Here is a 23,813-nt window from a genome sequence, read left to right as displayed (position 1 = left end):
TCTATGAGCCTTAATCCGAGAGACGTTGTCGTAGTGGATTGCGTGCGGACTCCGATGGGTCGTGCCAAGAACGGCTGCTTCCGCAACGTTCGCGCCGAGAACCTGTCTGCCGCGCTGATTGATGCACTGCTGGACCGCAACCCCAAGCTCAACCCGAAAGACGTCGAAGACGTGATCTGGGGCGCGGTTAACCAGACCAAGGAGCAGGGTTTCAACGTGGCACGCCACATCTCCCTGATGACCCGCGTACCCCACGAAGCGGGCGCCCAGACCGTAAACCGCCTGTGCGGTTCCTCGATGACTGCGATTCACACCGCTGCCCAGGCTATCCAGACCGGCAATGGCGATGTGTTTGTGATCGGTGGTGTGGAACACATGGGCCACATCCCCATGACCGAGGGCTTTGACCATAACCCGGCGTCTTCCAAGTATTCCGCCAAGGCCTCCAACATGATGGGCCTGACCGCGGAAATGTTGGCCAAGATGCACGGCATCAGCCGCGAGCAGCAGGACGAGTTTGGTGCCCGTTCTCACCGCCTGGCCCACGAAGCCACGCAGGAAGGCCGCTTCAAAAACGAGATCGTTCCCATCGAAGGCCATGATGAGAACGGCTTCGTCAAGCTGATCGAAGAGGACGAGACCATTCGCCCGGAAACCACCGCTGAGTCCCTGGGCCAGCTGAAACCGGCGTTTGATCCGAAAAACGGTACCGTTACCGCCGGCACTTCCTCCCAGCTCACCGATGGCGCGTCCGCCATGTTGATGATGTCGGCCGAGAAGGCCCAGTCCCTGGGGCTGACCCCGATCGCGAAGATCCGTGGTATGGCGGTCGCCGGTGTGGATCCTGCGATCATGGGCTACGGCCCGGTGCCGGCTACCAAAAAGGCGTTGAAGCGCGCAGGCCTGACCGTCGACGACATCGACTTCTGGGAGCTTAACGAAGCCTTCGCCGGGCAGTCCCTGCCAGTGCTGAAGGATCTCAAACTGCTGGACGTGATGGACGAGAAGGTCAACCTGAACGGTGGCGCCATCGCCCTGGGCCATCCGCTGGGATGCTCCGGTGCCCGGATTTCCACCACCCTGCTGAATATCATGCAGGCCCGTGGTGGTAACCTGGGTGTTTCCACCATGTGTATTGGCCTCGGCCAGGGCATCGCAACGGTCTGGGAACGGGTGTAAACCTGGATTGACAGCAAGCCCGAAAAAGCCCGGCCCAGTGCCGGGCTTTTTTGATCATGGTGCCGTCAGGGCCCACTTTCGATATGTGTTATAGCTTTACCAAAAATCAAAGTATGGGTTGTCTTGACTTTGCTGACACTGTAAAACAGTGCACCTATGCGCTCCGGCCAGCCACCGCAGGCACTCCAGTTGGCTGATTTTTCTTGCGGTTTGAAGTCTGGCTATTTATTGAACTGTTTCCAGGGGTAATGTCTCTGATATGGGTAAAAGTCTCGTTATCGTCGAGTCGCCAGCCAAAGCGAAGACCATCAACAAGTATCTGGGCAACGATTTCATTGTAAAGTCCAGTGTTGGTCATATTCGCGACCTGCCCGTCAGCGGCAGTGGCTCCACCTCAGACCCCAAGGAGCGTGCCCGCCAGGCCGCCCAGACCCGGAAGATGAATCCGGACGAAAAGGCCACGTACAAGAAACGTAAGGCCCGTGAACAGTTGATCGCCCGCATGGGCGTTGACCCCGACCATGACTGGCAGGCCCGCTACGAGATTCTGCCGGGCAAGGAAAAGGTGGTCAGCGAACTCAAGCGGCTGGCGAAGAATGCCGACCACGTGTACCTCGCAACGGATTTGGACCGGGAAGGGGAGGCCATCGCCTGGCACTTGCGGGAAACCATTGGTGGCGAGCCAGACAAGTACCGTCGCGTGGTGTTCAACGAGATCACCAAGCGCGCCATCCAGGCGGCCTTTGAGGATCCCGGCAGCCTCGACACTAACCGGGTAAACGCGCAGCAGGCCCGCCGATTCCTTGACCGGGTCGTGGGTTACATGGTCTCGCCGTTGTTGTGGTCCAAGATTGCCCGGGGGCTGTCTGCCGGACGTGTACAGTCCGTTGCCGTCCGCCTGATCGTGGAGCGGGAAAAAGAGATACGCAGCTTTGTACCGGAAGAGTACTGGCAGCTGCATGCGGACCTGAAGAAAAACGACGCACCGGTCCGTTTTGAGGTCACCCGATACCAGGACAAGGCCTACCGCCCGGAGAACGAGAAACAGAGCAGCGAACATGTTGCCCGTCTGGAGCAGGGCAAGTTTCGGGTAGACAAGCGTGAAGACAAGCCGACCCGCTCGCGGCCCTCTGCTCCCTTTATAACCTCGACCCTGCAGCAAGCGGCGAGTAACCGGATGGGCTTCAGTGTCAAGAAGACCATGATGCTGGCGCAACGACTGTACGAGGCCGGCTACATCACCTACATGCGGACCGACTCCACCAACCTGAGCCAGGACGCGGTCAGCAGCGCCCGTGACTATATTGCCAAACAGTTCGGTGACAGGTACCTGCCTGAAGCGCCGCGAGTCTATGGTAGTAAGGAGGGTGCCCAGGAAGCACATGAGGCGATTCGCCCAACGGAAGTTACAAGAAAGCCTAGTAATATCAGTGGCCTGGAAAAGGATGCCGAGAAACTGTATGAACTGATCTGGCGGCAGTTCCTGGCCTGCCAGATGGCAGATGCCGAGTTCCTGAGCACCTCTATCGTTGTTGCCAACGGTGACTACGAGCTTCGTACCCGTGGCCGGATTATCAAGTTTGAGGGTTTCCTTAAGGCGGCACCACAGTCTGCAAAGAAAGATGAAGATGTCGCCCTGCCGGATATCAAGGTGGATGAGGTGCTGGACCTGGCAAAACTGGACCCAACCCAGCATTTCACCAAGCCTGCACCGCGCTACACGGAAGCCAGCCTGGTCAAGGAACTGGAGAAGCAGGGGATTGGCCGGCCATCAACCTACGCGTCCATCATTTCCACCATCCAGGACCGGGGTTATGTCCGGCTCCAGAACCGTCGCTTCTATGCCGAGAAAATGGGTGACATTGTCACCGAACGGCTGTCCGAGTCCTTCCCGAACCTGATGGATTTCGACTTCACGGCGCGCATGGAAGACGAACTGGACGATATCGCCGAAGGCGAGGAGGACTGGAAGAAAGTCCTTAACGATTTCTACGCCCGCTTCCGCAAGCAATTGGAAGAGGCGGAGAAGCCGGAAGGCGGCATGCGCAGTAATACGCCCACGGAAACCGATATTCCTTGTCCCAGCTGTGGCCGCAATATGCAGATCCGGGTGGCCAGCACCGGGGTCTTCCTGGGTTGTTCTGGCTACTCGCTGCCCCCCAAGGAGCGCTGCAAGACCACCATCAACCTGGTCTCAGGTGATGAAGTGGTCAGCGCGGATGATGATGTGGAAGGTGAGGGCGAGAGCCGCCTGTTGCGCAAGAAACGTCGCTGCCCCAAGTGCGGCACTGCCATGGACAGCTACCTGGTCGACGAGAAACGCAAACTGCACATCTGTGGTAACAATCCGGATTGCTCTGGGTACGAGGTGGAAGAGGGCACCTTCCGTATCAAGGGCTATGACGGGCCCACCCTGGAGTGCGACAAGTGTGGTTCTGAAATGCAGCTCAAGACCGGCCGTTTCGGCAAGTACTTCGGCTGCACCAACCCCGATTGCAAGAATACCCGCAAGCTGTTGAAAAACGGCGAACCGGCACCGCCCAAGATGGACCCGGTGCCCATGCCGGAACTCCAGTGTCAGAAAGTGGACGACACCTATGTACTGCGGGACGGTGCCTCCGGCCTGTTCCTGGCGGCCAGCAAGTTCCCCAAGAACCGGGAGACACGTCCGCCCCTGGTGATGGAGATCAAACCCCATCGTAAGGAAATCGACCCGAAGTACGATTACCTGATGGACGCACCGGAGAAAGACCCGGAGGGCAATCCCACAGTCATCCGGTACAGCCGCAAGAGCAAGGAGCAGTACGTCATGTCCGAGAAGGACGGCAAGGCGACCGGCTGGTCAGCGTGGTATGAAAACGGGCGCTGGGTGCCGCGGGACAAGAAGAAATAGGAGCTTTTGGCCACGGAATCCACGGCCCTTCGACAGGCTCAGGGCGATCGGCCCCTCGGGATGGTCGGCCCTTCGACAGGCTCAGGGCGATCGGCCCCTCGGGATGGTCGGTCCTTCGACACGCTCAGCGTGTGACGCCTTTCGACAGGCTCAGGGTGATAGGCCCTTCGACAGGCTCAGGGTGACAGGCCCCTCGGCAGGCTCAGGATGCTCGGCTTGCCAAGGTGTCCGAAGCTGCCACAAAAACGTACCTGCGCGTGTTTCCCGGGATTAAAAATTTTCGTTCGCCCTGAGCCTGTCGAAGGGCGGGGTTCCATTGTAAACGATCAGTTCCTCCGAAGCCTTTGCACAAGCGACGACGTATCCCAGCGCTTTCCTCCCATGTCCTGTACATCGGCATAGAACTGGTCCACCAGCGCCGCTACCGGCAGCTTGGCGCCATTGCGGCGTGCCTCCTCCAGACAGATGGCCAGGTCCTTGCGCATCCAGTCCACCGCAAAGCCATGATCAAATTCACCAGCGATCATGGTGGCTGAACGATTTTCCATCTGCCAGGACTGGGCGGCCCCCTTTGAGATCACGTCGATGACCTTCGACACATCCAGGTCCGCCTGCTCGGCAAAGTGAATGGCCTCGGACAGACCCTGTACCAGCCCGGCAATGGCAATCTGGTTCACCATCTTGGTCTTCTGGCCGCTGCCGGCCGGTCCCATCAGGTTCAGGGCCCTGGCATAGAGGCTCAGGGTCTTGCTGACCCGGGTAAAGGCATCCTCCTCTCCGCCGCACATGATGGTGAGCTGGCCGTTCTCCGCCCCTTGCTGGCCACCTGACACGGGCGCATCGATAAAGTGCTGGCCGGCGGCAGACGCCGCTTCGCTGAGCTCCTCGGCAATGCCGGCGGAAGCGGTGGTGTGATCCACCAGTACAGCGCCCTTTGGCGCGTTGGCGATAATGCCCTGGTCACCCAGGTAAACCTCCCGCAGATCCGGATCGGCCCCTACACAGGTCAGGACCACATCGGCGCCATGGACGGCGTCGGCAATAGTGATACAGGCCTCACCGTCGTATTCATTGGCCCACTGACTGGACTTCTCGGCACTGCGATTCCAGACATTGACCGTTAGCCCGGCATTCGCCAGGTGTCCGGCCATTGGATAGCCCATTACTCCAAGGCCGATAAACGCAATGTTCTTCATCCGCCGTTCTCCTAATTTCCAGCTTGTTGTTTGGTTTAAGCATCGATGATTACAGATGTACTCAGGTTGTTAAAGGCAGGGGGTTCAATGTCGCTGGCATTTATCGCTTCATTCAGTGGGTTGGGGTTGGTGCTACCCAGGGGATTGGGGTGGGCGGGTAGTGGGGTGCTCTTTCAGAGCAGGTGCAGGGATGCCCCGGAGCAAGGCCGGTCCACGGATGGACCGTGAATTGCGGAGGCGAAAGAGCACCCCACTGGCCGGCCGCCTTTCACCCAAGCAAGCAGCCTGAGACAGAACGAACACCATAAGCTGGCAAGCGAGCCATACAACCGAAACACCCGGCAGAATTTGCGTCCCCTGCAATCAAAAAGGCCGCCAGGAAACCCCGGCGGCCTTCAGGTAGTTCCAGCCAACAAAGGCAGGATTTACTTCTTCGGATAATCCCGCTTGTCGGACCCGGTATAAAGCTGACGGGGACGACCGATGCGGTAGTTGCCAGACACCATTTCGTTCCAGTGGCTGTACCAGCCAATGGTGCGAGCCAGGGCAAAGATCACCGTAAACATGGACGTCGGAATGCCAATGGCCTTCAGGATAATGCCGGAGTAGAAGTCCACGTTCGGGTACAGCTTGCGCTCCACGAAGTACTCGTCTTCCAGGGCAATCTTCTCCAGGCGCTGGGCGATCTTGAGCAGGGGGTCGTCTTCCAGACCCAGTTCCTGCAGTACCTCGTGGGCGGTCTCACGCATAACCTTGGCGCGGGGGTCGAAGTTCTTGTAAACCCGGTGGCCAAAGCCCATCAGGCGGAAGGGATCGTCCTTGTCCTTCGCCTTGGCGATAAACTGCTCGATGTTCTTCTCGTCACCAATTTCAGCGAGCATATCCAGTACCGCCTCGTTGGCACCGCCGTGGGCCGGTCCCCAAAGGGCAGCTATACCAGATGCGATACAGGCATAGGGGTTGGCGCCGGTGGAGCCGGCCAGGCGTACAGTCGAAGTGGATGCATTCTGCTCGTGGTCAGCATGCAGGATAAAGATCTTGTCCATGGCCTTCGCCAGAACCGGGTTCGGCTTGTACTCCTCGCAGGGCACACCGAACATCATATGCAGGAAGTTTTCTGCGTAGTTCAGGTCGTTGCGGGGGTACATAAACGGCTGACCGATGGAGTACTTGTAGCACCAGGCCGCAATGGTCGGCATCTTGGCGATCAGGCGATGGGCAGTGATCTCACGCTGACGGGGGTCGGCAACATCCATCTGGTCATGATAGAAGGCGGACAGGGCGCCCACTACACCACACATGATAGCCATCGGATGCGCATCCCGGCGGAAACCGTGGAAGAAGTTGCGCATCTGGTCGTGCAGCATGGTGTGGTTCTTGATGGTGGTGTGGAACTGTTTGTTCTGTTCCGGGGTGGGCAGTTCACCATTGAGCAGCAGGTAGCAAACTTCCAGGTAGTCGGAATGCTCGGCCAGCTGATCGATGGGATAGCCACGATGCAGCAGGGTCCCCTGGGCACCATCAATATAGGTAATGGCAGACTCGCAGGCCGCGGTGGATACAAAGCCCGGATCGTAAGTGAAAACGCCTTCCTGGACGAGGCCGCGAACGTCGATGACGTCAGGGCCGACGGTGCCTGAATAAACCGGAAGCTCAATGGATTTGTCACCCACCGAGAGCGTTGCTTTCCTGTCGGTCATGGTGCTCTCCTGTTATCAGCGTTAGTAGCGCGGGAAGGCGCGTATTATTGGTAAACCGGCGGCAAAATATAGGGTGTTGGCTTTTTTTGTCAATGCGCGGCGAGATAAAACATCGTGAAACAATCCGGGCATCATAACCGATTGTGGGGAGAATGGCAGGCACCGCTCCTCCACAGGCGTTTGTTTTCCGTTGTCGAGGGTAAGTGAGACTGTTGTTTTTTCAGTCTCAAATAGCATTTGTCAATCATCCCAATAGCTGAGTCCGTGGCCTGATGTATCAGGGTTTTCCAGACTTGCCGGTTTGTAATTCCGGGGGGCACTCCTTATAATCCCTAGCCCGGAAACGGGGACTAACCAAGCCGGAACGCCGGCAACGACGTCTGCGGTTATGTCCTCCCTCCTGAATAACCTGTGCGGGCACAACGGTGTGCCGACACGGTCATCCTTCATACCAACCATCCGCTCCGGTTCGCCCGGAAAAGCGGAGCAACGAGAGAGTGTGAGAGCGCTGTGAATAGCAAACGACCAGTTAATCTCGATCTCGGCAAGTTTCATTTTCCGCTACCTGCCATTACTTCCATACTGCACCGCATCAGTGGCGTCATCATGTTTGTTGGTGTTGCCTTCCTGTTGTACGGGCTGGACCTGTCATTGTCCGGGGAAGAGGGCTTTGCTCGCGTCAATGAACTGCTGGACAGCTTCCTGGCGAAGCTGATCATCTGGGGCATCCTGTCCGCCCTGCTGTACCACCTGGTGGCCGGCATCAAGCATTTGCTGATGGATATGGGTATCGGTGAAGAGCTCAAGAGCGGTCGTCTGGCGGCGAAGCTCACAATCGTTATTTCGGTGATCCTGATTGTTCTTGCGGGGGTATGGGTATGGCAGTGAACAGCGTAACAAATCTCGGCCGCAGCGGCGTCTATGACTGGATGGTCCAGCGCGTCAGTGCATACCTGCTCGCGCTTTACACAATTTTCCTGCTCGGCTTCATGCTGACAACGGACCTTGATTATGAAGCGTGGGCCGGCCTGTTCAGTCAGACCTGGTTCCGTATTTTCAGTCTCGGCACCCTGATTGCGCTTGGCGGACATGCCTGGGTCGGTCTGTGGACGGTTTCCACTGACTACATCAAGGCAACACTGCCGCGGTTCCTGTTCCAGGCTATCTGCGGCACCGTGATGTTCGTATATGTTGTCTGGGGCATTCAGATTCTTTGGGGGCTTTAATAGATGGCTAATATCAAGACCATTTCCTACGACGCGATTGTTATCGGCGGCGGCGGTTCCGGCATGCGTGCCGCGCTACAGCTGACCGAGTCAGGCCTGAACACTGCCTGTATCACCAAGGTGTTCCCGACGCGCTCCCACACCGTCTCTGCCCAGGGCGGCATTACCTGTGCGATTGCCAGTGCCGATCCCAACGACGACTGGCGCTGGCACATGTATGACACCGTCAAGGGCTCCGACTACATCGGTGACCAGGACGCCATCGAGTACATGTGTTCCGTAGGTCCCCAGGCGGTCTTTGAGCTGGAGCATATGGGCCTGCCGTTCTCCCGTACCGAGCAGGGTCGTATCTACCAGCGTCCGTTCGGCGGCCAGTCCAAGGGTCCGGACAATCCCACCCAGGCCGCTCGTACCTGTGCCGCGGCTGACCGCACTGGCCATGCTCTGCTGCACACCCTGTACCAGGCCAACCTGAAAGGCGGGACTACCTTCCTGAACGAGTGGTACGCCGTCGACCTGGTCAAGAACAGCAAGAACCAGGTGGTGGGTGTTGTCGCCATTGAAATCGAAACTGGCGAAGTGGCGTACATCAAGGCCAAGGCGACGGTTCTGGCCACCGGCGGTGCAGGTCGTATCTACGCCTCCACTACCAACGCCCTGATCAATACCGGCGACGGTGTCGGCATGGCGCTGCGCGCCGGCTTCCCGGTCCAGGATATGGAAATGTGGCAATTCCACCCGACCGGTATTTACGGCGCTGGCACCCTGGTGACCGAGGGTTGTCGCGGTGAGGGCGGTTATCTGATCAACGGCGAGGGTGAGCGTTTCATGGAGCGCTACGCACCTAACGCCAAAGACCTGGCCGGTCGTGACGTGGTGGCCCGTTCCATGGTTCTGGAAATTCTCGAAGGCCGCGGCTGCGGTCCCGAGAAAGACCACGTTCTGCTGAAGCTGGACCATCTGGGGGAAGAAACCCTCAACCTGCGTCTGCCGGGTATCTGTGAGCTGTCCCGTACCTTTGCCCACGTAGACCCGGTCAAGGAACCAATCCCGGTTGTTCCTACCTGTCACTACATGATGGGTGGCATTCCCACCAACGTGGGCGGCCAGGCCCTGACCCAGGACGAGAACGGCAACGACAAGCCGATCGAAGGCCTGTTTGCCTGTGGCGAAGCTGCCTGTGTATCCGTTCACGGTGCCAACCGGCTGGGCGGCAACTCCCTGCTTGACCTGGTGGTCTTCGGTCGCGCCGCCGGCCTGCACATCGAGAAGATGATCCGCGATGGCTTCGAGATCGACGCTGCCACTGACGAGGAAATCCAGAAGGCCATGGCTCGCCTGGACCGTCTCAACAGCACCGAAGAGGGTGAAGAAGTGGCCAAGGTCCGCAAGGATCTTCAGAACTGCATGCAGCTGTACTTTGGTGTATTCCGGGACGGTGAGAGCATGGAGAAAGGCCTGAAACTGCTCGACGAAATCGGTGAAAGGGTGCGCCGCACCAAGCTTTCCGATCGGAGCAATGCTTTCAACACGGCCCGTATCGAGGCGCTGGAACTGGACAATCTGTTCGAGGTTGCCTATGCAACGGCAGTCTCCGCTGTAGAGCGTAAGGAAAGTCGTGGCGCCCATGCCCGAAATGACTTTACCGAGCGTGACGACGAAAACTGGCTGAAGCACTCTGTCTACTTCCCGCTCGAAAAACGGGTAGGCAAGCGTGACGTTAACTTCGCGCCGAAGACGGTTCCGACCTTCGAGCCGAAAGTCCGGACTTACTAAGGGGGATAGATCAAGATGTTGGTAAGCCTTTACCGTTATAACCCGGAAACTGACAACGCCCCTTACATGCAGGATGTTGAGCTGGAGCTTCCGGAAGGCAAGGACCTGATGGTGCTGGACGTGCTCAACCTGCTCAAGGAGAAGGACCCGTCACTGGCGTACCGTCGCTCCTGTCGGGAAGGGGTCTGTGGCTCCGATGGCATGAACATGAATGGCAAGAATGGACTGGCCTGCATTACCCCGGCTTCCGAGGTGGTCAAGCATGGCAAGCTGGTTCTGCGCCCGCTGCCGGGCCTGCCTGTCATCCGTGACCTGGTGGTGGACATGAACCTGTTCTACCAGCAGTACGAGAAGGTGCAGCCGTACCTGATCAACAATACGCCTGAGCCGGCCATCGAGCGCCTGCAGAGCCCGGAAGACCGGGAGAAGCTGGACGGCCTGTACGAGTGTATCCTGTGTGCCTGTTGTTCCACGTCCTGTCCTTCGTTCTGGTGGAATCCGGACAAGTTCATCGGGCCGGCCGGTCTGCTGCAGGCCTATCGTTTCCTGGCGGACACCCGTGACACCGCACAGGCTGAGCGACTGTCCAACCTGGACGATCCGTTCAGTGTGTTCCGTTGCCGCGGCATCATGAACTGTGTCAGCGTATGTCCCAAGGGTCTGAACCCGACCCGCGCTATCGGGCATATCCGCGACCTGTTGTTGCAGCGGGCCACCTGATCTGCGGTTTGCTGTAAGACCGCTATACTGTTCTGGAAGTGTCAGGCCGCCGGTCTGCCTTCCGCCTGGCTGAATAGCCTTCTACCAAAGGCTCATTGGCAGGTGGGGACCGGTAAGGCAAGCTATCGTGCCGCAGCATATGCCCAAAAAGCGTTGCTGCGGCCCGATTCAGTATAAAAAACCACCGGGGAACGGAAAACATCCGTGTAAGTTGTGGTGGCTACAGTCGATCCCGTAAAAACCCGTATTGACTGAGAAATACCCCTGGCCGACCATGATGAGCTCCCCCGCACCAGTCCAAGGTGAGCTATTCAAAATGCATGAAAGCATAATGGAGCAGTTATGGCAGACCTCCCATCTACAGGGTGGGAATCTGGCCTATGTTGAGCAGCTTTTTGAAACCTACCTGACCGATCCCAATGCCATTCCAGAGGAGTGGCGAAGCTATTTTGACAAGCTTCCGGGCGTCGACGGCAATACCCGTGACGTTGCCCATTCCACCATCCGTGAACAGTTCGAACATATCTCCCGTAACCAGCGCTTTTACAGTGGCGCCGGTGTTCCCGCCTCTGCCACGACTGACGCCGACCGGAAACAGATCCGTGTCCTCCAGATGATCAACGCCTACCGCTTCCGCGGACACCAGGAAGCGCAGCTTGATCCTCTGGGCGTTTGGCAGCGGCCGCAGGTGGAAGATCTGGATCCGGGCTTTCATGAGCTGTCCGACGCGGATCGTGACCTGGAGTTCCAGACCGGTTCGCTGAATTTTGGCTCCGAGAAGATGAAACTCGGCGATATCGTCGATGAACTGCGCAAGACGTACTGCAGCAGCATCGGGGCTGAGTACATGCACGTGGTCGACACCCGTATCAAGCGGTGGTTCCAGCAACGCATGGAGCCCGTCAGGTCCCGCCCCGCCTATGAGGCCAAGACCCGCAAACATTTGCTGGAACGGCTCACTGCTGCCGAGGGCCTGGAAAAGTACCTGGGCTCACGCTATCCGGGCGTCAAGCGTTTCGGTCTTGAAGGCGGCGAAGCACTGATTCCCTGCCTCGACGAACTGATCCAGCGTGCCGGCAGCTATGGTGCCAAGGAAATCGTTCTGGGCATGGCACACCGTGGCCGCCTGAACGTGCTGGTTAACACCCTGGGCAAGAACCCGAAAGACCTGTTCGACGAGTTCGAAGGCAAAAAAATGGCGGATTCCGGCTCCGGTGACGTCAAGTATCACCAGGGCTTTTCTTCCAATGTGATGACGGAAGGTGGTGAGGTTCACCTGGCACTGGCCTTCAACCCGTCGCACCTGGAAATCGTTTCTCCCGTTGTTGTCGGGTCTGTTCGTGCGCGGCAGACGCGACGCAAAGATACCGACGGCAGCCAGGTGGTACCGATCATCATGCATGGTGACGCGGCCTTTGCCGGTCAGGGCGTGGTGATGGAAACCTTCCAGATGTCCCAGACCCGGGGCTTTGGTGTGGGCGGTACCATCCACATCGTGATCAACAACCAGGTTGGCTTCACCACCAGCAAACAGGAAGACGCGCGCTCCACCGAGTACTGCACCGATGTGGCCAAGATGATCCAGGCGCCCATCCTGCACGTGAACGCCGACGATCCCGAAGCGGTTATGTTTGTCACCCAGATGGCCATGGACTACCGCAACGAGTTCAAGCAGGACGTGGTGATTGACCTGGTCTGTTACCGCCGCCGGGGGCACAACGAGGCCGACGAGCCTTCCGCGACCCAGCCGGTGATGTACGACAAGATCCGCAAGCTCAAGAGCACCCGTCACCTCTACGCCAGCCAGTTGGTGGAGGAAGGGGTCCTGTCCGAGGACGACGCCAAGAAAATGGAAACCGAGTATCGGGACGCCCTCGATAACGGTGAGCATGTCGTGAAGTCCCTGGTCAAGGAACCGAACACCGAGCTTTACGTTGACTGGACTCCGCACCTGGGCCATGAATGGACTGCCAAGTGCAAGACCAGCGTGACCCTCAAGAATATTCAGCGTCTCGGCAAGAAGCTGACCTACGTGCCGGAAGGCTTCTCCATTCAGCGCCAGGTCCAGAAGATTGTCGAAGACCGCAACAAGATGACCGCCGGTGCCCTTGGTCTCAACTGGGGCTATGGTGAGATGATGGCCTACGCGTCCCTGCTGGACGAGGGCCATCCGATCCGTATCACCGGCCAGGACGTGGGCCGTGGCACCTTCTCTCACCGCCACGCTGTGTTGCATAACCAGAAGGGCGGCGATACCTGGACCTCCCTGGCCAACCTGTCCGAAAAGCAGCCATCTTTCGAGATCTACGATTCCCTGCTGTCGGAAGAGGCGGTGATGGCCTTTGAATACGGCTACTCAACCACCACGCCGAACGCACTGATCGTTTGGGAGGCCCAGTTCGGTGACTTTGCCAACGGCGCCCAGGTAGTGATTGACCAGTTCCTGACCAGTGGCGAGCACAAATGGGGCCGGCTTTGTGGCCTGACCCTGCTGCTTCCCCATGGCTATGAAGGGCAGGGGCCTGAGCATTCGTCTGCACGACTGGAGCGGTTCCTGCAGCTGTGTGCCGAGCACAATATCCAGGTGTGCGTGCCGACCACGCCATCGCAGGTCTTCCATATGTTGCGCCGTCAGGTGAAGCGTCCGCTGCGCAAGCCGCTGGTCGCGATTACGCCGAAGAGTCTGCTGCGCCACAAGGAAGCGACCTCATCCCTGGACGACCTGACCTCGGGCACCTTCCAGACCGTATTGCCGGAAAAGGAACCGTCTGACCCGAAAAAAGTCACCCGTCTGATCCTCTGCAGCGGCAAGGTGTACTACGATTTGCTGGAGAAGAAGAAAGCTGACGGTCGCGATGACGTGGTCATCTTCCGCATCGAGCAGCTGTATCCGTTCCCCGGCGATGACCTTGACGAGCTGCTGGCGCCCTACACCAGGCTCAAGCATGCAGTGTGGTGTCAGGAAGAGCCGATGAACCAGGGTGCCTGGTACTGCAGTCAGCATCATATGCGTGCGGCCCTGCATCGCCTGAACCCGAAGCTGTATCTGGATTACGCAGGTCGTGATGCTTCTGCTGCACCGGCTGCGGGCTATATGTCCGTGCACGTTGAGCAGCAGAAGAAGCTGGTAAATGACGCCTTTGAACTGTGACGAGCTACCGAACGTAAGGAATTGAGATGTCAACAGAAATAAAAGCCCCCGTTTTCCCCGAGTCGGTCGCTGAAGGCACCGTTGCCACCTGGCACAAGAAGCCGGGTGAAGCCTGTGAACGCGACGAACTGATTGTCGATATTGAGACCGACAAGGTGGTTCTTGAAGTGGTTGCGCCTGCCGACGGCGTGATCGAGGAAATCATCAAGGACGAGGGCGACACCGTTGAGAGCGGTGAGGTGATTGGCAAGTTCAAGGAAGGCGCTGCCGGTGAAAGCAAGTCCGGATCGAAGGATGATTCCGGCCAAGAGAAGCAGGCCGAGGAAAAAGCGGAATCTGCGTCCGCCGGCGATTCCGGTCAGGGCAGCGCGGCCGCCTCCGGTGATGCCATTCTGAGCCCGGCAGCCCGCAAGCTGGCCGAGGAAAGCAACGTTGACCCGGATTCGGTCAAGGGCACCGGCAAGGGTGGTCGCGTAACCAAGGAAGACGTACAGGCTCATATCGAGGGAGGCAAGTCCTCCAGCGGCCAGGCCGCGCCGCAACAGGCGCCGGCTCCGGCAGCAGATCTGCCCGCTGGCGAACGTCCCGAGAAGCGCGTGCCCATGACCCGTCTGCGTGCCAGCATCGCCAAGCGCCTGGTACAGGCCCAGACCGATGCCGCCATGCTCACCACGTTCAACGAGGTGAACATGAAGCCGGTCATGGAGCTGCGCAAGCAGTACAAGGACTCCTTCGAGAAGCGTCACGGCGTCAAGCTGGGCTTCATGTCCTTCTTTGCCAAGGCTGCCACCGAGGCGCTCAAGCGCTTCCCCGCAGTCAACGCGTCCATTGATGGCAACGACATGGTCTACCATGGCTACCAGGACATCGGTGTGGCCGTTTCCACTGACCGTGGACTGGTTGTTCCGGTGTTGCGTGATGTCGACGGCATGGGCCTGGCGGACATTGAGAAGAAGATTATCGAGTACGGCCAGAAGGCCAAGGGTGGCAAGCTGGGCATCGACGAGATGACCGGTGGTACCTTTACCATTACCAACGGTGGTATTTTCGGTTCGCTGATTTCCACACCGATCCTGAACCCGCCGCAGACGGCCATCCTGGGTATGCACAAGATCCAGGAGCGTCCGATGGCGGTGAACGGTCAGGTCGAGATCCTGCCAATGATGTACCTGGCGCTGTCCTACGACCATCGCATGATCGATGGCAAGGAAGCGGTACAGTTCCTCGTCGCCATCAAGGAAATGATCGAGGATCCGACCCGCATCCTGCTGGACGTCTGAACCTATCAAACTCATTCCGGAGCCCCGGAGGCGAACACGCCTGCCGGGGCTTCCGCCAGATAACGGGATAGAACATGTCTGAAAAGTACGATGTGATCGTCATTGGCGCCGGCCCCGGCGGTTATGTGGCCGCCATCAAGGCCGCACAGCTTGGCCTGAAAACCGCCTGTGTGGAGTCCTGGACCTCCGAGGACGGTAAGCAGCAGGTGCTTGGTGGTACCTGCCTGAACGTGGGCTGTATTCCGTCCAAGGCGCTGCTGGAGATTTCCCACAAGTACGAGGAAGCCCAGCACGGTTACGCGGACCAGGGCATCGAGCTGAAGGACCTGAAAATCAATGTTGGCAAGATGATGGAGCGTAAGGCCGGCATCGTTCAGCAGCTTACCGGCGGTATCGCCGGGCTGTTCAAGTCCAACGGCGTTACCTCCATCCACGGCCATGGCAAACTGCTGGCGAACAAACAGGTGGAAGTGACTGACAAGGACGGCAACACCACGACCTATGAGGCTGACAACGTCATTCTCGCCAGCGGCTCCAAACCTATCGAGATCCCGCCGGCGCCTTTCGACGGTGACTACATCGTTGACTCTGAGGGCGCCCTGGAGTTTGATGAAGTTCCCAAGCGCCTGGGTGTGATCGGCGCGGGTGTTATCGGCCTTGAGCTGGGCTCTGTTTGGGCACGGCTGGGTTCCGAAGTGACCGTACTGGAAGCCATGGACACCTTCCTGCCGGCGGTTGATCAGCAGGTCGCGAAGGACGCCCTCAAGCATTTCAGGAAGCAGGGGCTGGACATCAAGCTGGGCGCCCGCATGACCAATGCGGAAATCAAGCGCAAGCTGGTGTATGTGGACTATGAAGACGGCAAGAGCAAGGAGCAGGTCAAGTTCGACAAGCTGATTGTTGCCGTTGGCCGTCGTCCCAACACCGAGAACCTGCTGGCGGCGGATGCCGGTATCAACATGGACGAGCGCGGCTTCATCTATGTCGATGACCAGTGCAAGACTGAAGTACCGGGTGTATGGGCCATTGGCGACGTGGTCCGCGGGCCGATGCTGGCGCACAAGGCGTCGGAAGAGGGTATCATGGTTGCCGAGCGCATTGCGGGCCACAAGCCGCAGGTCAACTATGACGCCATCCCCAATGTTATTTATACCTCTCCGGAAGTGGCCTGGGTTGGCAAGACTGAAGAGCAGCTTAAATCCGAGGGTGAGGCCTACAAGGTCGGTACCTTCCCGTTTGCTGCCAACGGTCGCGCCATGGCCGCCAATTCCACCGGCGGCATGGTGAAGATCATAGCTGACGAGAAAACCGACCGGGTGCTGGGCTTCCATGTTGTGGGCCCCCAGGCATCCGAGATCGTGGCGCAGGGTGTGATTGCCCTGGAATTCGGCTCCAGTGCCGAAGACCTGGCGCTGACCTGCTTCGCGCATCCGACCCTGTCGGAATCCGTGCACGAGGCGGCCCTGGCCGTCGACGGTGGTGCCATCCACAAGGCCAACCGTCGCAAGAAGAAATAACGCCGGTGGTGTCGGCGGGGCAGGTCAGGACGACCCGCCAGTACGGCGTACACGGGCCGTGTCGACACCCGGTGTTTAGGTGCGCTGAGGCGATCCCCGGCGTACCGTAGCGAATTCGCATGAAGGAGCGCATCGGAGTCAGGCTGCAAGCGTATTGCGCGGGCCTTGTTCCGATGGGTTCCGGCGGGTTCAATTCCGTATGTGGTTATCCTCCATCAAAAAGCGGGACACTTGACTATGAATTTGCATGAATATCAGGCCAAGCAGCTGTTCGCTGAATACGGCCTGCCCGTATCCAAGGGCTATGCCTGTGATACTCCTGAAGAAGCTGCAGCGGCGGCAGACAAGATCGGCGGCGACGGCTGGGTTGTGAAGGCCCAGGTTCACGCCGGTGGTCGCGGCAAGGCTGGCGGTGTCAAGCTCGTCAAGAGCAAGGACGAAATCAAGGCCTTCGCCGAGCAGTGGCTGGGCAAGAACCTGGTGACCTTCCAGACTGACGAGAAGGGCCAGCCCGTCAGCAAGATTCTGGTTGAGTCCCTGACCGATATCGATCAGGAACTGTATCTGGGTGCAGTGGTTGACCGCGCTACCCGTCGTATCGTTTTCATGGCCTCCACCGAAGGTGGTGTTGAAATCGAGACAGTGGCCGAGGAGACTCCCGAGAAGATCCTCAAGGCCGAGATTGATCCTCTGGTTGGTGCGCAGCCGTACCAGGGCCGTGAGCTGGCCTTTAAACTGGGCCTGAAAGGCGCGCAGATCGGTCAGTTTGCCAAGATCTTCGTTGGCCTGGCCAAGCTGTTCGAAGACAAGGACCTGGCCCTGCTGGAAATCAACCCGCTGGTTATTACCAGTGAAGGTAACCTGCACTGCCTGGATGCCAAGATCAATGTAGACGGCAACGCCCTGTACCGCCAGAAGCAGATCCAGGAAATGCACGATCCTTCCCAGGAAGACGCCCGCGAAGCGGAAGCGGCCAAGTGGGAACTGAACTACGTGGCGCTGGACGGCAACATTGGCTGTATGGTCAACGGTGCTGGCCTGGCCATGGGTACCATGGACATTATCAAGCTGTCCGGTGGCCAGCCGGCCAACTTCCTGGACGTTGGCGGCGGTGCGACCAAGGAGCGCGTCTCCGAGGCGTTCAAGATCATCCTGTCCGATGACAACGTGAAGGCGGTCCTGGTGAACATCTTCGGTGGTATCGTCCGTTGCGACATGATCGCCGAGGGCATTATCGGTGCCGTGAAGGAAGTGGGCGTGAAAGTTCCTGTGGTGGTACGCCTGGAAGGCAACAACGCTGAACTGGGCACCAAGGTCCTCGAAGAGAGCGGCCTCAATATCATCGCTGCAAGCAGCCTGTCCAATGCTGCAGAGCAGGTCGTTAAAGCCGCAGGGGGTAAGTAATGAGCATCCTGATCAACAAAGACACCAAGGTTATCTGTCAGGGCTTTACCGGTGCCCAGGGTACCTTCCACTCCGAGCAGGCGCTTGACTACGGCACCAAGCTGGTTGGCGGTGTAAGCCCCGGCAAGGGCGGCACCGAGCACCTGGGTCTGCCGGTGTTCAACACCGTGCGTGAGGCAGTCGAGAAGACCGGTGCCGAGGCTACCGTTATCTACGTGCCGGCGCCTTTCTGTAAGGACGCCATCATCGAAGCGGCTGACGCCGGCATTCAGCTGATCGTCTGCATCACCGAGGGCATCCCCACCATCGACATGCTCTATGCGAAGGAGTACGTCGACAAGAAGGGCGCCCGTATGATCGGCCCGAACTGCCCGGGCGTGATCACCCCGGACGAGTGCAAGATCGGCATCATGCCCGGTCACATTCACAAGAAGGGCAAGGTGGGCATCGTATCCCGCTCTGGTACCCTGACCTACGAAGCGGTCAAGCAGACCACGGACTTCGGCTATGGCCAGTCTACCTGTGTGGGCATCGGTGGCGATCCGATCCCCGGCTCCAGCTTCATCGACATCCTGAAGCTGCTGCAGGAAGATCCGGAAACCGAGGCCATCGTGATGATCGGTGAAATCGGTGGTACCGCTGAGGAAGAAGCCGCCGCCTTCATCAAGGACAATGTGACCAAGCCGGTAGTGTCCTACATCGCGGGTGTTACTGCGCCTCCGGGCAAGCGGATGGGCCACGCTGGCGCCATCATCTCCGGTGGTAAGGGTACTGCAGACGAGAAGTTTGCTGCCTTGCAGGATGCCGGTGTGAAGACCGTGCGCAGCCTGGCTGATATCGGCAAGGCCCTGAAGGAAGCAACTGGCTGGTAAACTGCTGGTTTACTGGCTTGAATGCCCAGAACCCCCGCCCGGTGTGACCGGTGCGGGGGTTTTGCGTTTTCAGGACGGCAACTTCTGTCATCCGGCAACGGTCTGATTTATCATGACCGGTCAATTATGACCATAAGGAGTTCATGCTTTGGGTTCTGTTGATTCCCAGCAACGGGTCTTGTCCGGAATGCGGCCCACGGGGCGCCTGCATCTGGGGCATTACCACGGAGTATTGAAGAACTGGGTGAAGCTGCAGCATGAATTCGAGTGCTTTTTCTTTGTGGCCGACTGGCACGCCCTGACCACCAGTTATGATGATCCCTCGCAGATCCGCGAGAATGTCTGGGAGATGCTGATCGACTGGCTCGCAGCCGGGGTAAATCCGGGGTCGGCTACCCTGTTCGTGCAGTCCCAGGTACCGGAACACGCCGAGCTACACTTGCTGCTTTCCATGATCACGCCCCTGGGCTGGCTTGAACGAGCACCGACCTACAAGGATCAGCAGGACAAACTACGTGAGAAAGATCTCGCAACCTACGGATTTCTGGGGTATCCGTTGCTACAGAGTGCGGATATTCTGCTCTACCGGGCCGGCAAGGTACCCGTAGGGGCGGACCAGGTCTCCCACGTGGAAATTACCCGGGAAATCGCCCGTCGGTTCAACCATCTGTATGGCCGCGAGCCAGGCTTCGAGGAGCAGGCGGAAGCCGCCATCGTCAAGATGGGGAAGAAAAACGCCCGGCTTTACCGCTCTCTCAAGCGCCGGTACCAGGAAGAGGGCGATATGGAAGCGCTCGAAACTGCGCGTGCCCTGCTGGGCGAACAACAGAACATATCCCTTGGCGATCGGGAGCGGCTTTACGGCTACATCGAGGGTGGGGGCAAGGTGCTTCTGCCCGAACCCCAGGCCCTGCTCACGGACGCTTCAAAAATGCCAGGGCTTGATGGCCAGAAAATGTCCAAGTCCTACGGCAATTTTATTGGCCTGCGGGAGTCACCGGACACGGTGGAACAGAAAGTTCGCACCATGCCGACTGATCCGCAGCGGGTTCGCCGTACCGATCCTGGAGAGCCGGAAAAGTGTCCGGTGTGGGAATTCCACAAGGTCTATTCCGATGAGGCTACCCGGGAGTGGGTCCAGACTGGCTGCCGCAGTGCAGGCATTGGCTGCCTGGATTGCAAGAAGCCCGTTATCGACGCCATCGTCGAGGAACAGCGACCGCTCCATGAGCGGGCCAGGGAATACGAATCCAGTCCGGACCTGATCCATGCCATTATCCAGGAAGGGGCGGACCAGGCACGGGATGCAGCGCGCGACACCCTGGAAGAAGTTCGTGAAGCCATGGGCGTGGTCTACCGTTGAAGACACCGGGGGGTAAAGTGTGACCGCACCGGAAACTGGCGCTGAAGACTTGCCGGAACAAACGTCGGCAGAGCCTGTCAGGGACGAGGCTCGGCCCCCTGTTGCCCGGGTGGAGGGCAGGCCGGTATCTGACCTTCCCCAGGACCTGTACATTCCCCCTGATGCGCTGGCTGTATTCCTCGAAGCGTTCGAGGGCCCACTGGACCTGCTGCTTTACCTGATCCGGCGCCAGAATATGAACATTCTGGATATCGACGTCAGTGAGATCACCCGCCAGTACATGGAATATATCAGCGCGGCTGAAGCCATGCGCTTCGAGCTGGCTGCGGAGTACCTGGTAATGGCTGCGACCCTGGCCGAGATCAAGTCGCGCATGCTGTTGCCAAGGCAGGAAGTGGAAGAGGACGAAGAAGACGATCCGCGGGCGGAACTGATCCGTCGCCTGCAACAATACGAGCGCTTCAAGAAGGCTGCCGAGGACGTGGATACACTGCCACGGATGGAGCGGGACACTTTTCCGAACTCGGCTGCTTTACCAGATCTGCCAAGGGGAGACGCGCACCCGCCGGTGGACCTGAGGGAAGTGTTGCTGGCTTTGCAGGGTGTGCTGCAGCGGGCAGACCTGTTTACCAGCCACCACGTGGAGAAGGAGCGCCTGTCGACCCGTGAGCGGATGTCGTCAATACTGGCGATGTTGCCGGCGGACCGGTTCATGCCCTTCGAAGCCCTGTTCACCCGGGAAGAAGGGCGTCTCGGTGTTGTGGTGACCTTTCTTGCGATGCTCGAGTTGGTCAAGGAAGAGCTGATAGAGATTGTGCAGGCCGAAACCCTGGGCGCCATCCATGTACGGGCCCGGACCAGCAACTGAGGTTAAAAACGCATGAACGAGGAAAACCTCAAACGCGTACAGAACATTGTCGAGGCCGCACTGCTTGCTGCAGGTCGTCCCTTGAACATTGACCAGTTGCGGGATCTGTTCGAAGAACATGAACGACCCGCCCGGCAGGTGATGGAGCATGTCCTGATGCTGCTGGAAGAATCCTGCATTGATCGGGGGTTTGAGCTTAAAAAAGTGGCCAGTGGCTACCGCTTCCAGGTACGGCAGGAGTTTGCCCCCTGGGTGGGGCGCCTGTTCGATGAGAAACCTCAGCGCTATTCCCGGGCCTTGCTGGAAACCCTCGCGCTGATCGCCTACCGGCAGCCCATTACCCGGGGCGAAATCGAGGATATCCGGGGTGTTACGGTAAGCAGCAATATCATTCGTACATTGCAGGAACGAGAATGGGTTCGCGTAGTCGGGCATAAGGACGTACCTGGCCGTCCAGCCATGTATGCCACCACCCGCCAGTTCCTGGACTATTTCAACCTGACCAGCCTGGACGAACTGCCGCCGCTGGCGGAAATACGGGACCTCGAGGAGATAGGTCGCGAGATAGAGCAGGAAATACAGGCCGAGATCCAGTTTGATACACCTGAATCAGGAAAAGGTGAACAACCCGGCAGCGACGAGCCGCCGACAAACCCGGATGAGTCACCGGCGCAGAAACCGCCCGGTGATTCATCGCAAAGCAATACCACACTTCATTAAGTCAACAAGGATTCATCATGGCGTCGCAACGCCCCCCCAAGCAGTCCCAGCAGGGCGCCCGTCCGGTATCCGGAGAACCAGAGCGCCTGCAGAAGCTCCTGTCCCGTGCCGGGGTAGGTTCACGGCGCGAAGTGGATGCCTGGATTCAGGCTGGTCGGGTCACCGTTAACGGTAATGTAGCCGCGCCAGGCGACCGGGCACTGCCCACCGACCGTATCGCGGTGGACGGGAAGCCGGTGGAAAGCCGGTCCGCTGAAGCGGTTGTGCGCCGGGTGCTGATCTACAACAAGCCGGAGGGTGAAGTCACCACCCGTAACGATCCGGAAGGGCGGCCCACGGTTTTCGACAGCCTGCCACGGCTGAAAGACCAGCGCTGGGTGGCGGTAGGTCGACTGGATATCAATACCACGGGGTTGATGCTGTTCACGACGGACGGCGACCTGGCCAATCGACTGATGCATCCTTCCAGCGAGATTGACCGGGAATACGCTGTGCGGATCTTCGGCGAGGTGGATGATGACATGATCCAGCGACTGCTTGAGGGCGTGCTGCTGGAAGATGGCCAGGCGTCTTTCTCAGACATCTCGCCGGCCGGCGGCAAGGGCCATAACCAGTGGTTCCATGTCACCCTGCTGGAAGGACGGAACAGGGAAGTTCGTCGGCTCTGGGAATCCCAGGGCGTGAGGGTCAGCAGGCTCAAGCGGGTGCGATACGGACCGATCTTCCTGCCCAGCAGGCTGAGTGTTGGCCGATGGGAAGAACTCGACCAGAAAGCGGTTGATACGCTAAGCCGTGCCGTGGGTATGACGCCGGTAGACGTTCCGGTAAAGACCCCCGGGGAGCAGGCAGAGCATGATCGCCGGCGACGCAAGGCGCCTTCACGCGGTAACAAGAAGCCTGCCGGTGGCAGGAAATGGCAGGTAGACGACAGCAAGCCGGCGCCGGGTAGCAGTCGTACCCCTGCGCCACGCAGGAAAACCTGAGAGAACCGGCTTTTGCCGGTCTTCAGGCAATCACATGGGCAATATGGGTGCGGTTGCGGCCTGCATCCTTGGCCCGGTATAGCGCATCGTCTGCCCGTGCGAGCCACTGGACCGGGGTTTCTTCCTTGCGACGGGTGGCGACGCCGGCGCTGGCGGTAACACGGGCCTGCCTGTCACCACAGGGAATGCGGATGTCGTGAATGGCTGCCCGAATCCGGTCAGCCACCTGTTCTCCGTCCGTTGAGTCCGCGTGGGGCAACAGGACGGCAAACTCCTCGCCACCGAATCGGAAAATACTGTCGCCATCCCGGGTGGCTTCCCTTAACGCCTTTGCCGTGGCCTTCAGGATATGGTCACCGATCACGTGACCGAAGGTATCATTAACGTCCTTGAAATAATCCAGGTCACAGAGAATCAGGGTAAAGGCATCCCCGTGGCGGTCACCGATACTGCAGTCCCTGGCCAGGGCCATGTCCAGGGCGCGCTTGTTGGGAATCTCCGTTAACGAATCCGTCAGCGCAGCCTGTTCCACTAACGCATACTGACAGGCATTGCGCAGGGGGCAGATCAGTATGCCTAGCAGGAATTCAATGGCCTCCAGTTCATCCTCAGTGAAACGGGTCCGGCGGGTCAGGGACAGAGCGCCATAATGATTGCCCTCCAGGTTCAGCTGGTAGTCACAACGATGAGGGCCTCCCATGCCCGACGTGTAGACAAAATCCTGGTGCCCCAGGCGGTGCCGGTAGACCAGTTGGCCAAACGGTAACACCTGGCCGAGCTCCTCAGCGAAGATGCCCAGCAGGGTTTCCAGCGAGAGTGTCATGCTCACCCTGCGATAGAGGCGTGCCACCGGATCGTCAGCCTGGGTCCAGGCTTCCCGGGCCTGGCGCAGGGCAACAAGGCGGGCGGGCCGGGCCGATGAGGCTTCAAGGGGGGTGCGGTTGTTTCCTGCCATGGGTAATGCC

18 protein-coding genes are annotated in these 23,813 nt (G+C 58.9%); 15 read left to right on the top strand and 3 right to left on the bottom strand.

Features of this window, described 5'->3' with window-relative positions; translation table 11 throughout:
* The first annotated feature begins 3 nt into the window (after nucleotides 1–3).
* Both fadA and topA read left to right on the top strand, forming a co-directional pair.
* Nucleotides 4–1,179 (top strand): acetyl-CoA C-acyltransferase FadA, encoded by a 1,176-nt coding sequence (gene fadA, locus LJ360_RS10980; RefSeq protein ID WP_091848253.1) that lies wholly within the window; start codon nucleotides 4–6, stop codon nucleotides 1,177–1,179.
* Between the two features lie 259 nt (nucleotides 1,180–1,438).
* Nucleotides 1,439–4,072, top strand: coding sequence for a type I DNA topoisomerase (gene topA / locus LJ360_RS10975; RefSeq protein WP_264993977.1), 2,634 nt, complete (start codon nucleotides 1,439–1,441; stop codon nucleotides 4,070–4,072).
* Between the two features lie 326 nt (nucleotides 4,073–4,398).
* Here topA and LJ360_RS10970 read toward each other — a convergent pair whose 3' ends face one another.
* The gene (locus LJ360_RS10970; RefSeq protein WP_264993976.1) at nucleotides 4,399–5,268 is read right to left on the bottom strand and encodes an NAD(P)-dependent oxidoreductase; all 870 of its coding nucleotides are present in this window, start codon (nucleotides 5,266–5,268) and stop codon (nucleotides 4,399–4,401) included.
* A gap of 425 nt (nucleotides 5,269–5,693) precedes the next feature.
* Nucleotides 5,694–6,968 carry a citrate synthase gene (gltA, locus tag LJ360_RS10965; protein WP_264993975.1) on the bottom strand — a complete coding sequence of 425 codons (1,275 nt, stop codon included), beginning with the start codon at nucleotides 6,966–6,968 and terminating at the stop codon, nucleotides 5,694–5,696.
* 510 nt (nucleotides 6,969–7,478) lie between these two features.
* On the opposite strand from gltA, the gene sdhC reads away from it, so the two are divergent.
* From sdhC to rluB, 13 genes are all read left to right on the top strand, one after another.
* Complete coding sequence (gene sdhC / locus LJ360_RS10960; RefSeq protein ID WP_091848249.1) at nucleotides 7,479–7,856, top strand: succinate dehydrogenase, cytochrome b556 subunit; 378 nt, start codon at nucleotides 7,479–7,481, stop codon at nucleotides 7,854–7,856.
* Complete coding sequence (sdhD, locus tag LJ360_RS10955; protein WP_091848248.1) at nucleotides 7,841–8,194, top strand: succinate dehydrogenase, hydrophobic membrane anchor protein; 354 nt, start codon at nucleotides 7,841–7,843, stop codon at nucleotides 8,192–8,194. Before sdhC ends, sdhD begins: the two co-directional genes overlap by 16 nt.
* Before the next feature lie 3 nt (nucleotides 8,195–8,197).
* Complete coding sequence (sdhA, locus tag LJ360_RS10950) at nucleotides 8,198–9,970, top strand: succinate dehydrogenase flavoprotein subunit (RefSeq protein WP_264993974.1); 1,773 nt, start codon at nucleotides 8,198–8,200, stop codon at nucleotides 9,968–9,970.
* A 15-nt stretch (nucleotides 9,971–9,985) separates the two neighbouring features.
* Nucleotides 9,986–10,690, top strand: a complete 705-nt coding sequence (locus LJ360_RS10945) for a succinate dehydrogenase iron-sulfur subunit (protein ID WP_091848246.1) — start codon at nucleotides 9,986–9,988, stop codon at nucleotides 10,688–10,690.
* Between the two features lie 316 nt (nucleotides 10,691–11,006).
* Nucleotides 11,007–13,841 carry a 2-oxoglutarate dehydrogenase E1 component gene (locus LJ360_RS10940; protein WP_091848245.1) on the top strand — a complete coding sequence of 945 codons (2,835 nt, stop codon included), beginning with the start codon at nucleotides 11,007–11,009 and terminating at the stop codon, nucleotides 13,839–13,841.
* A gap of 26 nt (nucleotides 13,842–13,867) precedes the next feature.
* Nucleotides 13,868–15,121: a 2-oxoglutarate dehydrogenase complex dihydrolipoyllysine-residue succinyltransferase gene (gene odhB, locus LJ360_RS10935; protein WP_264993973.1), complete on the top strand. Its 1,254-nt coding sequence runs from the start codon at nucleotides 13,868–13,870 to the stop codon at nucleotides 15,119–15,121.
* A gap of 74 nt (nucleotides 15,122–15,195) precedes the next feature.
* Entirely contained in the window at nucleotides 15,196–16,638 is a 1,443-nt protein-coding gene (gene lpdA / locus LJ360_RS10930; RefSeq protein ID WP_091848243.1) for a dihydrolipoyl dehydrogenase, read from the top strand.
* A gap of 237 nt (nucleotides 16,639–16,875) precedes the next feature.
* Nucleotides 16,876–18,042 (top strand): ADP-forming succinate--CoA ligase subunit beta, encoded by a 1,167-nt coding sequence (gene sucC / locus LJ360_RS10925; protein WP_091848242.1) that lies wholly within the window; start codon nucleotides 16,876–16,878, stop codon nucleotides 18,040–18,042.
* A complete protein-coding gene (gene sucD, locus LJ360_RS10920; RefSeq protein WP_091848241.1) occupies nucleotides 18,042–18,914 on the top strand; it encodes a succinate--CoA ligase subunit alpha in 873 nt (290 codons plus the stop codon). Before sucC ends, sucD begins: the two co-directional genes overlap by 1 nt.
* A gap of 187 nt (nucleotides 18,915–19,101) precedes the next feature.
* A complete protein-coding gene (locus LJ360_RS10915) occupies nucleotides 19,102–20,277 on the top strand; it encodes a tryptophan--tRNA ligase (RefSeq protein ID WP_245742425.1) in 1,176 nt (391 codons plus the stop codon).
* Nucleotides 20,278–20,326: 49 nt separating this feature from the next.
* A complete protein-coding gene (locus LJ360_RS10910; RefSeq protein ID WP_091848661.1) occupies nucleotides 20,327–21,145 on the top strand; it encodes a segregation and condensation protein A in 819 nt (272 codons plus the stop codon).
* 12 nt (nucleotides 21,146–21,157) lie between these two features.
* Complete coding sequence (scpB, locus tag LJ360_RS10905) at nucleotides 21,158–21,865, top strand: SMC-Scp complex subunit ScpB (protein WP_091848239.1); 708 nt, start codon at nucleotides 21,158–21,160, stop codon at nucleotides 21,863–21,865.
* Between the two features lie 17 nt (nucleotides 21,866–21,882).
* Nucleotides 21,883–22,848, top strand: coding sequence for a 23S rRNA pseudouridine(2605) synthase RluB (gene rluB, locus LJ360_RS10900; RefSeq protein WP_091848238.1), 966 nt, complete (start codon nucleotides 21,883–21,885; stop codon nucleotides 22,846–22,848).
* A gap of 22 nt (nucleotides 22,849–22,870) precedes the next feature.
* On the opposite strand, the gene LJ360_RS10895 is transcribed toward rluB, so the two are convergent.
* Nucleotides 22,871–23,803, bottom strand: coding sequence for a GGDEF domain-containing protein (locus LJ360_RS10895; protein WP_091848237.1), 933 nt, complete (start codon nucleotides 23,801–23,803; stop codon nucleotides 22,871–22,873).
* Nucleotides 23,804–23,813 lie beyond the last annotated feature (10 nt).

Source organism: Marinobacter sp. AN1, assembly GCF_026013985.1.
GTDB classification, from domain to species: domain Bacteria; phylum Pseudomonadota; class Gammaproteobacteria; order Pseudomonadales; family Oleiphilaceae; genus Marinobacter; species Marinobacter segnicrescens.
This window is presented reverse-complemented; position numbering and strand designations above follow the sequence as displayed.